Annotated in this window: 14 protein-coding genes and 2 riboswitches; of the genes, 9 read left to right on the top strand and 5 right to left on the bottom strand. The window is 45.7% G+C overall.

The window, feature by feature from the left end:
• Window positions 1–6 precede the first annotated feature (6 nt).
• From ccsA to DKW60_RS14055, 9 genes are all read left to right on the top strand, one after another.
• Entirely contained in the window at window positions 7–747 is a 741-nt protein-coding gene (ccsA, locus tag DKW60_RS14095; protein ID WP_109838300.1) for a cytochrome c biogenesis protein CcsA, read from the top strand.
• A complete protein-coding gene (gene ccmD / locus DKW60_RS14090; protein ID WP_109838299.1) occupies window positions 744–923 on the top strand; it encodes a heme exporter protein CcmD in 180 nt (59 codons plus the stop codon). Before ccsA ends, ccmD begins: the two co-directional genes overlap by 4 nt.
• Window positions 920–1393 carry a cytochrome c maturation protein CcmE gene (ccmE, locus tag DKW60_RS14085; protein WP_109838298.1) on the top strand — a complete coding sequence of 158 codons (474 nt, stop codon included), beginning with the start codon at window positions 920–922 and terminating at the stop codon, window positions 1391–1393. The genes ccmD and ccmE overlap by 4 nt, the downstream gene beginning before the upstream one ends.
• The gene (locus DKW60_RS14080) at window positions 1393–3381 is read left to right on the top strand and encodes a heme lyase CcmF/NrfE family subunit (protein WP_109838297.1); all 1989 of its coding nucleotides are present in this window, start codon (window positions 1393–1395) and stop codon (window positions 3379–3381) included. Before ccmE ends, DKW60_RS14080 begins: the two co-directional genes overlap by 1 nt.
• Window positions 3378–3914: a DsbE family thiol:disulfide interchange protein gene (locus tag DKW60_RS14075; RefSeq protein ID WP_109838296.1), complete on the top strand. Its 537-nt coding sequence runs from the start codon at window positions 3378–3380 to the stop codon at window positions 3912–3914. The genes DKW60_RS14080 and DKW60_RS14075 overlap by 4 nt, the downstream gene beginning before the upstream one ends.
• Entirely contained in the window at window positions 3914–4384 is a 471-nt protein-coding gene (locus DKW60_RS14070) for a cytochrome c-type biogenesis protein (protein ID WP_109838295.1), read from the top strand. The genes DKW60_RS14075 and DKW60_RS14070 overlap by 1 nt, the downstream gene beginning before the upstream one ends.
• Window positions 4385–4394: 10 nt before the next feature.
• A complete protein-coding gene (gene ccmI / locus DKW60_RS14065; RefSeq protein WP_109838294.1) occupies window positions 4395–5735 on the top strand; it encodes a c-type cytochrome biogenesis protein CcmI in 1341 nt (446 codons plus the stop codon).
• Between the two features lie 23 nt (window positions 5736–5758).
• Window positions 5759–7930 (top strand): mechanosensitive ion channel domain-containing protein, encoded by a 2172-nt coding sequence (locus DKW60_RS14060; RefSeq protein WP_109838293.1) that lies wholly within the window; start codon window positions 5759–5761, stop codon window positions 7928–7930.
• Window positions 7931–8073: 143 nt separating this feature from the next.
• Window positions 8074–9162, top strand: a complete 1089-nt coding sequence (locus DKW60_RS14055; protein ID WP_109838292.1) for an acyltransferase family protein — start codon at window positions 8074–8076, stop codon at window positions 9160–9162.
• A gap of 106 nt (window positions 9163–9268) precedes the next feature.
• On the opposite strand, the gene metF is transcribed toward DKW60_RS14055, so the two are convergent.
• The 5 genes from metF to rfbA all read right to left on the bottom strand — a co-directional run bounded on the left by metF (window position 9269) and on the right by rfbA (window position 14609).
• Window positions 9269–10123 (bottom strand): methylenetetrahydrofolate reductase [NAD(P)H], encoded by an 855-nt coding sequence (gene metF / locus DKW60_RS14050; RefSeq protein ID WP_109838291.1) that lies wholly within the window; start codon window positions 10121–10123, stop codon window positions 9269–9271.
• Between the two features lie 179 nt (window positions 10124–10302).
• Window positions 10303–11715, bottom strand: coding sequence for an adenosylhomocysteinase (ahcY, locus tag DKW60_RS14045; protein WP_109838290.1), 1413 nt, complete (start codon window positions 11713–11715; stop codon window positions 10303–10305).
• Between the two features lie 16 nt (window positions 11716–11731).
• Window positions 11732–11817: riboswitch (S-adenosyl-L-homocysteine riboswitch) on the bottom strand.
• Between the two features lie 12 nt (window positions 11818–11829).
• Window positions 11830–12984, bottom strand: a complete 1155-nt coding sequence (gene metK, locus DKW60_RS14040) for a methionine adenosyltransferase (protein WP_109838289.1) — start codon at window positions 12982–12984, stop codon at window positions 11830–11832.
• 18 nt (window positions 12985–13002) lie between these two features.
• A riboswitch (S-adenosyl-L-homocysteine riboswitch) is annotated at window positions 13003–13083 on the bottom strand.
• Window positions 13084–13170: 87 nt separating this feature from the next.
• A complete protein-coding gene (gene rfbC / locus DKW60_RS14035; RefSeq protein WP_109838288.1) occupies window positions 13171–13719 on the bottom strand; it encodes a dTDP-4-dehydrorhamnose 3,5-epimerase in 549 nt (182 codons plus the stop codon).
• Window positions 13716–14609 carry a glucose-1-phosphate thymidylyltransferase RfbA gene (gene rfbA, locus DKW60_RS14030; protein ID WP_109838287.1) on the bottom strand — a complete coding sequence of 298 codons (894 nt, stop codon included), beginning with the start codon at window positions 14607–14609 and terminating at the stop codon, window positions 13716–13718. The genes rfbC and rfbA overlap by 4 nt, the downstream gene beginning before the upstream one ends.
• Between the last annotated feature and the right edge of the window lie 20 nt (window positions 14610–14629).

Genomic DNA, 14629 nt, shown 5'->3' with positions numbered 1-14629 from the left:
ACCTCTATGGCTATAAATTGGTTTAAATACTCAGCACCATCCAGCTTTTATCCTCTGGCAGGAAAGATGGTTCCTGTGTTTATGACATTGGCAATTGTACTGACCCTGGGTGGCCTGTATTGGGGCTTTTTCCAAACACCAGAAGTGCTGAGTGATCAAAAACAATATTACAAAATTATCTACGTCCATGTGTCTAGTGCATGGATGGCTATGTGGCTGTACGTGGTTATGGTCGCCTGGGCGGTGCTCGGCTTGATCTTTAACACACGTGTCTCCTATATGATGGCGTCCGCAACTGCCGTAACGGGTGGAATTATGACCGCCATATCTCTGTGGACTGGTGCATTTTGGGGACAAACCAGTTGGGGAACCTGGTGGGATTGGGATCCCCGAATGACCACACAGCTTATTCTGTTATTTTTATATATCGGCTATTTAGCGCTACAATCTTCCATCGAAGATACCCGACGTTCGGATCGTGCTTCTGCAGTATTAGCCATGGTCGGTTTGGCGATAGTGCCAGTGATTTATTACTCCATTAATTGCCCGAACCCAAATGAGTGTGCTTCCTTGCATCAGGAGTCTTCACTAGAGCGAGTGGAATCCAATATTTTGATTGGCATGCTGGTCACGACGTTGGGTTTTTGGATGTACTGCTTCACAGTGATTTTAATGCGTGTTCGTAACATCATTTTGAGAAGAGAAAGCCATACTAGCTGGGTTGCCAGACTCGAGGAAATGCAATGAAAGAATTTTTCGCCATGGGTGGTTACGGCTTCTATGTGTGGTCATCGATGGGCTTCGCATTATTTTTGATGTTACTGGAGCCTATCTATCTGCATATGCAGCACAAAAGTATCGTTAAACATATTCAACGTCAGATCCGCCGTGAATCCGCGAGATCAAAAGAGAATCAATCATGACCGCAAGACATAAACGAATTGTTTTTATCATCATCGGCTTGTGCGCTGTTGGCGCAGCATCAGCAATGATCACGCAAGCTATGAAGAGCAACCTGGCTTATTTGTATGCCCCCGAGGCGGTGTGGGCAGGTGAAGCCCCTAAAGACCGCTTAATCAGAATTGGTGGTTTGGTGAAAAAGGGTAGTTTAATTCGTAGTGATACATCACTGGATCTCAGCTTTGTGGTGACGGATAACCGAGGCAATGAAGTGACAGTTAAGTACGATAAGATTCTGCCTGACTTATTCAAAGAAGAACAAAGTGCTGTGGTTAAAGGTAAGCTGACTGAGAACAATGAGTTTATCGCGGAAGAGGTGTTGGCAAAGCACGATGCAGAATATATGCCGCCTGAGCTTGCGGATGTACTGGCTAAAGAACATGCCCCAAAAACGGATGCAGCTAGCCCAACTAAGACTGAGGTGAAATACTAATGATCCCTGAAATAGGGCATTTTGCCTTAGTACTCGCGCTGGTTGTTGCGATCGTTCAATCGGTGTTTCCTATTTTGGGAGCAGCTACCAATAATGCACAGTGGGTTGCCATGGCGAAGCCGACGGCACGTGCACAGTTGCTGTTTCTGGCAATTTCCTTTGTTTGCTTGCTGATTTCATTTTTAGAAAGCGATTTTTCTGTTCGTTATGTAGCGAATAATTCTAATACTTTTATGCCGACGATCTATAAAGTGTCGGCTGTCTGGGGAGCGCATGAAGGCTCTCTGCTGCTGTGGGCGCTTATTTTAGGTGTATGGGCTGGCTTGGTATCTTTCTTCAGCAAAGGTATCTCCGCAGTCATGCTGGCACGTGTCATTAGTGTGATGGGCATGATCGGTGTTGGATTCTTGTTGTTCATGCTGTTGACCTCAAATCCTTTCGAGCGCTTATTTCCGATACCTGAGCAAGGCAAAACACTAAATCCACTACTGCAAGACCCAGGTTTGGCGATTCACCCACCCATGTTGTATATGGGATATGTGGGCTTCTCTGTTGCTTTCGCATTTGCTATTGCTGCGATGTTAGGTGGCAAGTTGGATGCGGCGTGGGCACGATGGGCGCGTCCTTGGACTAATGTGGCATGGGTATTCCTAACGATTGGTATTGCACTAGGTAGTTGGTGGGCTTATTACGAATTAGGCTGGGGCGGCTGGTGGTTCTGGGATCCGGTCGAAAATGCCTCCCTGATGCCTTGGTTAGTCGGTACTGCCTTGATTCACTCTTTAGCGGTTTCTGAGAAGCGTGCTGCCTTTAAGTCCTGGACTGTATTGTTAGCGATATTTGCCTTCTCTCTCAGTTTGTTAGGTACCTTTCTGGTGCGTTCTGGTGTTTTAACATCAGTGCATGCCTTCGCCAGTGATCCGGAGCGTGGTCTGTTTATCCTGATCTTCCTGATTCTGGTGGTTGGTTCTTCGCTACTGTTATTTGCGGTAAGAGCACCACAACTTCGCTCTACAGGAACATTTGAAGTGGTTTCCCGCGAGATGGGCTTGTTAATCAATAATATTGCTTTGATTGCGATGACAGCGACCGTGCTGCTGGGGACTCTATACCCGCTGTTTATAGATGCATTAGGCATGGGCAAAATCTCTGTTGGTCCTCCATACTTTAATACCATCGCGCTGCCATTATCAGTTGTCTTGTTTGTCACCATGGGCTTTGGCTTGTTCCTACGCTGGAAAAAGGATAAGCCGGAGCGAGTATTTGCTAAAGTACGCTGGTTGTTGCTACTTGCCCTGCTGATTGCTTTCTTAGTACCAATACTGTTTATGGAAAGCTTTACCTTTAAAGCGGCTATCGGGGTGTTTATGGCGTCTTGGGTGAGCTTAGCGGCTTTGCTGTGGGTACAAGAGCAGGGTAAGTCACCTTTCAAATTACCATTAGCAACATGGGGTGCGGCACTGGGTCATATCGGAATGGCAGTGACCGTGGCAGGTATCAGTCTGACCTCAATGTACAGTACTGAAAAAGACGTGCGTTTGGAGAATGGGCAAAGCTACGAAATGAGTGGCTACCAGTTCACGTTTAATGGTGTGAAAGAAGTCAAAGGGCCGAACTATATTGCACAGCGCGGTGAGGTATTGATTACACGAGATGGCAAAGAAATCAGTACCTTGTACCCTGAAAAGCGTAACTATGGTCAAGGAACAATGCCAATGACTGAAGCAGGTATTGACGGTGGATTCTTCCGTGACTTATTTATTGCGCTCGGTGAGCCTTTGGGTGGAAATGCATGGAGTGTGCGGCTATATCATAAACCCGTTGTGAGCTGGATTTGGATGGGTGCTGCCATTATGAGTCTGGGAGGCTTTTTAGCAGCCTTTGATAGACGTTATCGTTTGGTAAGACGACGTGCTGCAAAGCCAGTTGTAACCGATGAAAAAGCAGATAAGGGTGCAGTTGCACCAGCAAATGAGGCTGTGGCATGAAAAAAGGTGCATTAATTCCACTGATTATATTTGCTGTGCTAGTGGTGTTTTTGGGAATTGGTCTGGGCTTAAAGCCACGTGAAGTTCCATCACCATTTATCGGTAAAGCCGTGCCTGAGTTTAGGTTGCCGGAGTTGATGAAAGATGGTGAAAGCATTGCGCCAGCTGACCTTAAAGGCGAGGTATGGATGCTGAACGTTTTTGCTTCATGGTGTGTGTCTTGTCGTGCTGAGCATGAAGTACTGAGCAACTTTATCAACGCTGAGAAAGTGATGGTGCTTGGGCTGAATTATAAAGATGAACCTGACAATGCTAAGAAGTGGCTGGGTGCATTAGGCAATCCATATCAACATATCGCAGTAGACTATGATGGCAAGGTCGGTATCGATCTGGGCGTGTATGGTGTGCCGGAAACCTTTGTGGTGGATAAAAAAGGTATCGTTCGCCACAAGGTGACAGGGCCTGTCTATCAAGAGACTGTGCGCGATACCTTGCTGCCATTAGTGTTAAAACTACGTGAGGAAAAAGTCTGATGAAGCGCTTTTTTCTGTCTCTGTGTTTGGGACTAACGTTAACGGCTGGGTTGGTTACCGTTCAAGCTGAAACGGATATTTTGACCTTTAAATCAGCAGAAGCCGAAGAGACTTATAACGGACTGATTGAAGAGTTACGTTGTTTGGTCTGCCAAAATCAAAACCTTGCCGGCTCAGATGCCGATTTGGCAAAAGATCTTCGTTCACAAGTCTACGACATGGTTGAAGAGGGTAGGGACCGCAAAGATGTCATCGATTATATGGTGACGCGATATGGTGATTTCGTTTTGTACCGTCCGGCATTTCAGTTAAAAACATTGTTGCTATGGCTTGGACCAGTGGTGTTTTTATTACTGACATTATGGTTGGTGACACGCTGGGTGCGTTCGCAATCCGTCAAACCCTCAGAAACAACACTCAGCGATGCACAACGAGAAACCGTTCGTGATCTGCTTGATAAGCACAAATAAAGGATAAATCATGCTTTGGTTTTTTATTGCGGCATTGTCGCTGGTGGCAGTGGCCTACTTGGTATTGCCCTTATTTCGCACAGCTGATGAGGTTGTTGACGACCGAAAAGAGCAGAATATTCAGATTGTTCGCGAGCAACTCACTGAGCTTGAGGGAAGCTTTGAGCGCGGTGAGGTTGAAAGTGAGCAGTATAGTCAGCGCCGCGAAGAACTGGAGCAATCTTTATTGCTAGACGTGAGTGGTCAGAGCGAGTCTGTCGAGCGGCCTAAAACAAGTTCTTCATCTTGGTTAAGTGCAGGCTTTCTGGCTTTGTTTGTGCCTATTTCGGCGGTTGCTTTATATCTGTATTTAGGGACACCAAATGCCCAACAGCTTGCGCTAGAGAATGCCAAACCGGAAGTGCCGTTAACGGCTGATGGCAAACCTGATATCGATAAGCTCGTGACCAGCTTGCACGATAAATTGCGTAAGAACCCTGATAATGAACAGGGATGGTACATGTTAGGTCGTTCATATATGATGATGCAGCGTTTTGAAGGCGCGATTGAGGCGTATGAAAATTTGTATCGATTACAGCCGGAAGAGCCGGATGTGATGTTGATGCTGGCAGATGCTCTGTCAATGAAGCAACAGGGTAAAATGGCCGGTCGTCCGGAAACCTTGATTAATCAGGCATTGGCAAAAGCTCCTCAAAATACCACTGCTTTATGGTTGTCCGGAATGGCCTTGGAGCAAAATGGCCAATATCAGGAGGCGTTGGATCGCTGGCAGATATTACGTCCTCTGCTGAATGACAATCTACAAGAGCAGGTTCAGCTGGATGTGTTAATCAAACGAGCGAAGGCTCAGCTGGCAGGCGATGAAAAGACTGAAACGGCGTCTGCTGACACGGCTAATGGACAGGCCACGGCTAGTGGGAAAGCAGTGACTCGAAAATCTCCAACAGCAGAAGATATTGCTGTTAGTCAGGGGCAGGCAGAAACTGCGACAGAAAAGTCTGCTGCTGGTGCTAAAATAACCCTGTCCGTGAGCTTGAGTGAAGAGTTTAAATCTCAGGCATCCCCGGAAGATAGCGTGTTTATTTATGCTAAAGCACAAAGTGGGCCGCCTATGCCGCTTGCAGCGAGTCGTTTGCAGGTAAAGGACCTCCCCGTAACGGTGACATTGGATGACTCGATGGCGATGATGCCCCAAATGACACTATCAATGTTTGACACGGTAATCGTTGGAGCACGGGTCTCAAAAAGTGGCAATGCCGTTGGGCAAGATGGTGATTTATTTGTCGAGCAAGAACAGGTCTCACACGGCGATGAAGTTAATTTGCTGATTAATAACGTTCTAAAAAAATAGGCTGATCTAGCTGGGGAAAGCATTTGAAATTATTGTTAACAGTCTGTCGCTACTTGCTCATTGTAGGTCTTGGCGGACTGTTACTTTGTACAAATGTTTATGCAGAAGATGAGGCTGAAGAGTCAGTCTTAGTACCATGGCCGATGCGTCTGGAAGCGACGTGGTGGGATGCTTTCAGTAAAGCGGATACCCGACAATTGCAGCAAAAAGTCACCGATGCCCAAGCCGATCTGGCTTATATCAAAGAACCGGAATCAACCGCTGAACTGGCACAACAAGTGTCTGAACTGTTTTCACAGTATTATCAAAAGCGAACCACGCCCCTGCCAATCACACCCATCGATGTCGCCGAAGAGAAGGCGCAGTACAGTCTGGCTGAAGTGCAACAACTGGTAAGTGAGCGGCGAAAAGCAGAGTCAGAGTTGCAACTCATGCAGTCTAATCTGACCCAGCTTGATGAGGAATTTCAGGGTAAAAAAGCTGAAGTGGTGGCCGCTGCTATTGTGTATAAGCGTTTGCAGAATTCCGGTGAGAATAATCTGCTTGAAGGCTTGGATTGGTTGAATAAACAACTCAGTCAGGCATTGTTGAGCCTAAACAATAGTGTTTTGGATCAGCAGCTTAAGGATCAACAAAGTGCCATTGAACACCTCAAAACACAGGAAGCACTGCACATTGAGCGCTTGGTAGTATTACCTGAAACAAAGGTTGAAGCTGAGCGCGAGATATCCAGACAGGAGTTGATTGCGGAGAGTCACCGCAGTGAGTTGGAACGCCTTAAGACAAACGAACTTACTATTGGTTCGGATACCGATGAGGCACGCACTCAGCGCATCGTACTGGGGCAAAATATTCTGGCCAGAGAGGCCGCGCTGAGGTTGGCTCAAGGGAAAATAATCGCAAACCAGACCATTATCGATATTGCTTCATTCGACCAGGTGATGAGTGATGAGAAGCGGGATATTGTTCGCGAACATCAGAAAGCCGCTGAGGATTCTCTCAAAGCCTTGGAGCTATGGTTGGATACGGCTCAGGACCGAGTGCGTCAGGAAGAAGAGTTGTTAGCGTCCATCAGAGATGTTGCCGAAAAATCCGCTGATAATACACAAGACGCAAGCCTGAGCAGTGCAGCACTAGTAGAGCGAAGCCAAAAATCACTCGATGAATTAAATCGCTTTGCCAAAGACTTTGAGTTATTAATGGCCATCGTTGAAAGCAAACTGTCGATGAGTGCCCGTGGCGCTGAGGTGTTGGTTGAGAAAGCCGATGACACCATTCGCCATAGCTGGAAAACGTTTAAAGACTGGATGGTGGTTCCACTCTTTAGCATAAACAATACTCCTGTCGACTCATTCGGAGTCCTAAACTTTCTGTTGATCATGTTTGTCGGATGGCTGATTGCTCGTCTATTCCGCAAAGGTGTAACAAAGGTTTCAGAGCGCTCCACTAAGGGGATGCAAGCCTCTTCCGTGGCTACGTTGAGCCGTATTTTTAGTGTTGTCTTGCTCGGTATTGCTCTGCTTGTTGGCTTTTCGAGTTTAGGTATTGATGTGACGAAATTGGCATTAGTCGCCAGTGCACTCAGTATCGGTATTGGTTTCGGTCTGCAAAATATCATTAATAACTTTGTGTCAGGGGTTATTTTGCTGTTCGAGCGTAGTATGAAGGTGGGCGATTATATAGAGTTACCGACAGGGGTTGTTGGTGAAGTGAGGGAGATCAATATCCGCAGTACTGTTGTGACGACTAATAGTAATATCGACATTATCGTGCCCAACTCAGAGTTTGTGAATAATAGTGTGACAAACTGGACAATGTCCGATTCGAACTTACGGATAAAGTTACCGTTCACAGTAGCTTACGGCTGTGATAAGGAGCGTTTACGTGAGGTGGTCTTAGAAGCTGTGCTGAAGCAGCCTTACACACTGAATATTATCGACAAACATTATCCACAATTACGGCTATCCGGTTTTGGTGATAATGCTCTGAACTTTGATCTGGTTGTCTGGATTAAACCGGGCTGGTCTAAACGGCCTGGTAGGGTGAAAGCAGCCTACAACTGGGTGATAGATGACGTGCTCAGAGAGCATCATTTTGAGATACCATTCCCACAACGTGATGTTCATATTAAATATGAAAACAAGGAGGCTCCGGGACTGATTTTACCCGATGAATCACCCGCCCCACAAAGCTAAAAGGGGTGATGTCTTTGGACGTCTGACCGTTTGGTCAGCTAGCCAATACCGCAAGGAGAGGTTGTTAGGGCATTTGTCGTCAATAACTGCATAATCAATCGATAACTAATAAAGCAAAAATAACGATATCGGATGGTAATGTGATGGCCTTCAAAGACCGTTTTTACGAAATTGACCTGTTGCGTTTTCTGGCAGCCTTGGCGGTTGTGTTGTATCACTATACTTTCCGCGGTTTTGCCGAAGGTGGATACAGCCCTGTCGAATACCCAGTGCTGGGTGAGTTTTTCAAATACGGATCATATGGGGTTCAGCTATTTTTTATCATTAGTGGCTTCGTAATCCTTATGACGGCAACTAAACGCGATGCTGCCCACTTCGTTATCTCAAGAATTACCCGTTTGTATCCTGCATTTTGGGTCTGCGTAACACTTACTGCACTAGCAATTCTCTGGAAAGGTGGGGCGTTATTCCAGGTTGATCTGGTCCAATATATTTTAAATCTGTCAATGGTCAGTGGCTTTATCGGCGTTGATATGGTGGATGGTGTTTACTGGACTTTACTGGTTGAGATAAAGTTTTATGCGTTGATATTTGTACTACTTATTTTAGGGCAGATACATCGGGTTGAATGGTTTCTGGCGTTCTGGTTATTACTGACCGCAGTGTCTTTAGTGATTCCATTACCTAAGATCATTACATTCCTCTTTCTGACAGATTGGTCGGCGTTTTTCATTGCCGGTGCCTTGTTTTATTTGATTCGTCAGCATGGCCTGAATCTGTATCGCGGTGGCATGTTGTGGGCTAGTTTTATGGTGGCGATCTTTGAAAACCTGAGACAGCTGAGCCATCTGGAGCAAATGTATAATAGTTACTTTTCACCACTGGTCACTAGTCTGCTTATCCTGGCTTTCTTTGTGATTTTCTTGTTGATTGCGCTTGGTAAGACTCAGTTCTTTAGTTCGCCACATTTAGTTAAACTAGGCATCCTTACTTATCCTTTGTACCTGATTCATCAGAATATTGGTTTTATTATTTTCCATGAAGTTGGTGAATCCGTAAATCGCTATGTATTACTTGCAGCTTTGGTGCTGATCATGATGATGGCTGCCTGGTTGATCCATAAATTGATTGAGCAGCCTCTTGGGAAGTGGATGGATAAACTACTAAAACATCTCTGGGAAAGGTTTGGCTTTTCAGTAGGCAAGAAAAAGCCAGTATCTCAGGGTGTGTAATACTGGCTTTGTCTGTGGCTTCTGAGTTGTCTAGGGTAGTATAAAGTCAGTACTAGGGACTAGAATCTCTAAATACTGCTCTCTAAGTTTTCCGCTGGAATAGTTATTACTGCTCAAATTGATCCGGAAAATGCGCCATGACCGCTTTGCAGATCTGCATATTCGGTTCGACTTTATTCATACTGTAGAAGTGAAGTCCCGGTGCGCCTTGCTCAATCAACTTGACGCACATCTCTGTGATGTAGTCATTGGTGAAAGCAGTCAATGAGACTGGGTCGTGTTCATAGCTTTCCAGCCGTATGCGTAACCAACGTGGAATTTCAGCACCACAGGCGTCAGAGAAGCGTGAGAGTGATTCGAAATTACCGATAGGCATAATGCCGGGGATGATAGGTATATCTAGCCCGGCTGACATGCATTCATCAACAAAGTACGAATAACCATCTGGGTTATAAAAGTACTGTGTAATAGCGCTGTCAGCACCGGCTTTTACTTTCTGGACAAAGTTATTCAAGTCCTCTTTGTGATCAATCGACTGTGGATGTTTCTCAGGATACGCAGCCACTTCAATGTGGAAGTAATCGCCGCTATGTTCCCGAATAAAGCTTACCAGCTCGTTGGCATACTGAAACTCACCGGGGTCATCCATACCCATTGGTAAATCACCACGCAAAGCAACCAAGCGGTTGATATTATTGGCTTTGTAGTTATCAAGAATACTGCCAATGCGTTCACGGCTGGAGCCTACACAAGTTAAGTGTGATGCGGTTGCTATACCTGAGGTATTTTGCACACCCAGTACCGTATCGAAAGTCGTTTGCTGGTCAGATCCGCCTGCACCAAAAGTAACAGAGAAAAACTCAGGCTTTAGTGAGGAGAGGGTTTTGCTCGCTGAGAGGATATTTTGTTTGCCTTTTTCCGTTTTAGCCGGGAAAAATTCAAAACTGACGTGTTTAGCCATGATGTGCTACCCATTCTTACACCTGCGGGCGAACAAGTAATTTTAGGAGCATGTGCCCGTAAGTGGGTTGGAGAGACCTTGCCCCTGAACAGGGCAAGGCCAGATTGATTGCAATTGAATTGCGGGACGCCGAACGGCTCAGCTAATCGAGTAGTGAGCGAACAACCTCCAAAACAATCTTAGTAGCGGTAGTGATCTACTTTGAACGGACCTTCAACAGGTACACTGATATAGTCAGCTTGCTCTTGAGAAAGTGTTGTCAGGTTTGCACCAACACGCTCAAGGTGTAGACGCGCAACTTCTTCGTCAAGATGCTTTGGTAGCATATAAACTTTGTTTTCGTATCTTTCAGGGTGTGCAAACAACTCGATCTGAGCTAATGTTTGGTTGGTGAAAGAGTTTGACATAACAAAGCTAGGGTGACCCGTACCACAACCCAGGTTAACCAAGCGACCTTGAGCAAGTAGAATGATACGCTTACCATCAGGGAAGATGATGTGATCAACCTGTGGTTTGATCTCTTCCCACTCGTACTGCTCAAGACTAGCAACGTCGATTTCATTATCGAAGTGACCGATGTTACAAACGATCGCCTGATCTTTCATCTGAGCCATATGGTCATGAGTGATGATGTGGTAGTTACCAGTTGCAGAAACGAAGATATCAGCTTGAGAAGCTGCTTCATCTAATGTCACTACACGGTAGCCTTCCATTGCTGCCTGAAGTGCACAGATAGGATCGATTTCTGTTACCCATACTGTCGCGCCAAGGCCACGTAGAGATTGAGCTGAACCTTTACCTACGTCACCGTAACCTGCAACAACTGCGATTTTACCCGCGATCATTACGTCCGTTGCACGCTTGATTGAATCAACCAGAGACTCACGGCAACCGTATAGGTTATCGAACTTAGACTTAGTAACAGAGTCGTTTACGTTGATTGCCGGGAAAGTCAGTTCTCCTGCTTCCGCCATCTTATATAGACGGTGAACACCCGTTGTTGTTTCTTCAGTAACACCTTTGATGTTTACACGAATACGTGAGTACCAAGTTGGGTCTTCAGCTAGTTTTTTCTTGATAGAAGCAAACATAACCACTTCTTCTTCAGAACCAGGGTTGTCCAATACAGAGATATCACTCTCTGCTTTTGTACCTAGCTCAACCAGACCTGTTGCATCACCACCATCATCAAGGATCATGTTTGGTGTGCCACCGTCGTGCCAGTCAAAAATGCTGTGGCAGAACTCCCAGTATTCTTCCAGAGTCTCGCCTTTATGAGCGAAAACCGGAATACCCGCTGCTGCAATTGCTGCCGCTGCATGGTCTTGAGTTGAGAAGATGTTGCAAGATGCCCAACGAACCTCTGCACCTAGTGCAACTAATGTTTCAATCAAAACACCAGTCTGGATCGTCATGTGCAAAGAGCCCGCAATACGAGCACCTTTTAGCGGCTGGTCAGCGTACTTAGTACGAAGTGAAACCAAACCAGGCATTTCTGTTTCAGCAATGTTTAGCTCTTTACGGCCAAAAGCAGCCAGTGAAATGTCAGCAACTTGATAGTCAGTAAATGTTGTATCTACTTGTGCGTTCATAATATTTTCCAATCGAATTGTACTAGCGTGGTTGGATTCATAAGCAACCTCAGCTGAGCCTAGCCCTGTAAAACAAACAGAGGTGCAACGCTACTCAGCTGGGATTGTAAAAAATTAAAGTGCGGCTTTCAGAGCTTCAACTCTATCAGTCTTTTCCCACGGCAGATCGATATCCGCACGACCAAAGTGGCCATAGCTTGCTGTTTGGCGATAGATAGGCTGGATTAAGTCCATCATTGTAACGATGCCGAATGGACGTAGATCGAAGTTAGCGCGTACTAATGCCTCAATCTTCTCGTCAGAAAGTTTACCTGTGCCGAATGTTTCAACAGAAATGGACGTTGGCTCAGCAACACCGATTGCATAAGAAACCTGTATCTCACAGCGGTCCGCAAGACCCGCAGCAACGATGTTCTTTGCAACGTAACGACCCGCGTAAGCAGCAGAGCGGTCAACCTTCGATGGATCTTTACCAGAGAAAGCGCCACCACCGTGACGTGCCATACCACCGTAGGTATCAACAATGATTTTACGGCCAGTCAGACCACAGTCACCAACAGGGCCACCGATAATGAATTGACCTGTAGGGTTGATATGGTACTTCGTATCAGCAGTCAGCCACTCAGCAGGTAATTCTTTTTTGATGACCTCTTCCATGATTGCTTCCTGTAGATCAGCAAGGCTGATATCAGGATCATGTTGAGTAGACAGAACAACTGCGTCGATAGAGACAGGCTTGTCATCAATGTAGCGGAACGTTACCTGACTCTTAGCATCCGGGCGTAACCACGGTAGTGCACCCGACTTCATTAGGTCAGCCTGACGCTTAACTAAACGATGAGCATAAGTTAGCGGTGCAGGCATTAATACATCAGTCTCATTACTTGCGTAACCAAACATCAGACCTTGGTCACCAGCACCTTGTGCTTCTTTATCGCCACGATCAACACCCATGGCGATATCAGGGGACTGTTGGCCAATAGCGTTGATCACTGCACAGGTATTACCATCAAAACCAACTTCTGAACTTTTGTAACCAATATCGGTAACAACATCGCGAACGATGCTTTCAATATCAACGTATGCAGAAGTTGTGACTTCACCAGCTAAGATCACCATGCCGGTTTTTACTAATGTTTCGCAGGCAACGCGAGCGTCTTTGTCTTGCTCGAGAATAGCGTCAAGAATGGCATCAGAAACCTGATCTGCCATTTTATCTGGATGTCCTGCTGAAACTGATTCGGATGTGAACAAGTGGTTCCCAGCCATAAAAAATCTCCTAAAAGTTATGACTGAGCGCCGTTGTATGTTTGATACCGTCCTAAGCCTAGCCGACATAGAAAGTCGGTCGCAACGCTCCTTAGGGGGATTTTGATTCAATATAATGATTTGGTCGGTAATGATATAGCAGGTTCTAAAAAAAATCACCCCAGTTGGGTTAAATTTTGCAACCGTTTAATCAAAGTGCTCTGCATTAACAAATAGCTCGCCTTGTTTGTCTTTTTCGGATAGCAAAGGTTGCTGATCATCAATTAATGGCCAGTCAATATTCAGGCTTGGGTCATCCCAAAGTAAACTCTGTTCATGTTCCGGTGCGTAATAGTCGGTGCACTTATACACAAACTCCGCAGAGTCACTAGTCACGTAAAAGCCGTGCGCGAAGCCCTCTGGTACCCATAACATTCGTTTGTTTGATGCGGACAACTCAACTCCTACCCACTGACCAAAGTTCGGTGAGCTCTGCCGCAAATCAACCGCTACGTCATATACACTGCCGCTAACGACTCTAACCAGCTTTCCCTGAGTTTGCTCAAGCTGATAATGAAGTCCTCGTAAAATTCCCTTCGTCGATTTGCTATGATTGTCCTGAACAAATGTGACATCAGCAACAGACTCTCGAAAATGGCGGTCTTGCCAAGTCTCCATAAAAAAGCCCCTGTCATCACCAAAGACTTTGGGTTCCAGGATAACTACTTCAGGAATAGTTGTTTTAACTATTTTCATACTTTGTTCCGTGAAAGATCTTTGCAACGTTGAACTAAATAGCGACCATAACCTGTTTTTTTCAAGGGCTCGGCCAGTGCCAGTAGCTGTTGTTGTGAAATATAACCCAAGTCATAAGCAATTTCTTCAATGCAGGCAACTTTCAACCCCTGTCTACGCTCAATGACCGCAATATATTCGGATGCGGCTAATAAGCTATCATGAGTACCCGTGTCCAGCCATGCATAGCCACGACCCATTAGCTCCATTTTTAGCTGACCTTGGGCAAGGAACGCCTGATTAACCGAGGTGATTTCTAGTTCGCCTCGCTCAGACGGCGTAATATTTTCCGCAATGCTAACCACTTCATTCGGATAAAAATATAAGCCGACTACCGCATAGTTACTCTTAGGGTGTTCAGGTTTTTCAATGATATTTAGGACGTTGCCTGATTCATCAAACTCAGCAACGCCATATCGTTCGGGGTCACTCACATAGTAACCGCAAACCGTTGCTTTATTTTCTTGCTCAACGGTTTGAACCGCATTCTTAAGTAATTCAGGTAATCCGTGACCATGAAAAATATTATCTCCAAGCACCAGGCAAACATCATCGTCACCAATAAACTCTTTGCCAAGGATAAAGGCTTGGGCGAGACCATCAGGTGATGGCTGTGCGACATACTCAAAGCGTAGGCCGAACTCATCACCATTACCTAATAAGCGTTTGAATTGAGGAAGATCTTCAGGGGTAGAAATAATTAGAATGTCCCGGATGCCTGCTAACATTAAGGTTGAAAGCGGGTAATAAATCATGGGCTTATCATAAATTGGCATAAGTTGTTTGCTAACGCCACGAGTTAGTGGGTAAAGGCGTGTGCCGCCCCCACCCGCTAAAATAATTCCTTTCATTGTTATACCTTTTTAACAAT

This window comes from Leucothrix pacifica, assembly GCF_003172875.1.
GTDB classification, from domain to species: Bacteria; Pseudomonadota; Gammaproteobacteria; order Thiotrichales; family Thiotrichaceae; genus Leucothrix; species Leucothrix pacifica.
Note: the sequence above shows the minus strand (reverse complement) of the source record. Positions and strands in the feature narration are given on the sequence as shown.

Excerpts from the sequence above, each read along its gene's own strand:
- ccsA (WP_109838300.1), top strand. The coding sequence starts at position 7 with ATGGCTATAAATTGGTTTAAATACTCAGCACCATCCAGCTTTTATCCT.
- ccmD (WP_109838299.1), top strand. The coding sequence starts at position 744 with ATGAAAGAATTTTTCGCCATGGGTGGTTACGGCTTCTATGTGTGGTCA.
- ccmE (WP_109838298.1), top strand. The coding sequence starts at position 920 with ATGACCGCAAGACATAAACGAATTGTTTTTATCATCATCGGCTTGTGC.
- DKW60_RS14080 (WP_109838297.1), top strand. The coding sequence starts at position 1,393 with ATGATCCCTGAAATAGGGCATTTTGCCTTAGTACTCGCGCTGGTTGTT.
- DKW60_RS14075 (WP_109838296.1), top strand. The coding sequence starts at position 3,378 with ATGAAAAAAGGTGCATTAATTCCACTGATTATATTTGCTGTGCTAGTG.
- DKW60_RS14070 (WP_109838295.1), top strand. The coding sequence starts at position 3,914 with ATGAAGCGCTTTTTTCTGTCTCTGTGTTTGGGACTAACGTTAACGGCT.
- ccmI (WP_109838294.1), top strand. The coding sequence starts at position 4,395 with ATGCTTTGGTTTTTTATTGCGGCATTGTCGCTGGTGGCAGTGGCCTAC.
- DKW60_RS14055 (WP_109838292.1), top strand. The coding sequence starts at position 8,074 with ATGGCCTTCAAAGACCGTTTTTACGAAATTGACCTGTTGCGTTTTCTG.
- metF (WP_109838291.1), bottom strand. The coding sequence starts at position 10,123 with ATGGCTAAACACGTCAGTTTTGAATTTTTCCCGGCTAAAACGGAAAAA.
- ahcY (WP_109838290.1), bottom strand. The coding sequence starts at position 11,715 with ATGAACGCACAAGTAGATACAACATTTACTGACTATCAAGTTGCTGAC.
- metK (WP_109838289.1), bottom strand. The coding sequence starts at position 12,984 with ATGGCTGGGAACCACTTGTTCACATCCGAATCAGTTTCAGCAGGACAT.
- rfbC (WP_109838288.1), bottom strand. The coding sequence starts at position 13,719 with ATGAAAATAGTTAAAACAACTATTCCTGAAGTAGTTATCCTGGAACCC.
- rfbA (WP_109838287.1), bottom strand. The coding sequence starts at position 14,609 with ATGAAAGGAATTATTTTAGCGGGTGGGGGCGGCACACGCCTTTACCCA.